At 76.2% G+C, this 202-nt stretch carries 1 protein-coding gene; it reads left to right on the plus strand.

Features of this window, described 5'->3' with window-relative positions:
• Nucleotides 1–202: hypothetical protein (locus V5F61_RS21250; protein WP_394104096.1), on the plus strand; the 202-nt coding region annotated here is incomplete at both ends.

A 202-nucleotide genomic window follows, 5' to 3' on the forward strand; every position in this document is an offset into this window, starting at 1 on the left:
ACGGGCGGGCTGCGGATCGGCACCGGCACGGTCTCCGTCTCCAGCGACGGCAATCTGGGCGCCGCGGGCTCCGGCATCGCCATCGCCGGCGGCACGCTGGAGGCGACGGGCTCCTTCACCAGCGGGCGTGCCGTGACCCTCGCGGGCGGGGGCACGCTTTCGGTGGCAAGCGGGCAGGTCTGGGGGGTGGCGGGCGTCATCG

This window comes from Xanthobacter sediminis (genome assembly GCF_043195015.1).
Lineage (GTDB): Bacteria > Pseudomonadota > Alphaproteobacteria > Rhizobiales > Xanthobacteraceae > Xanthobacter.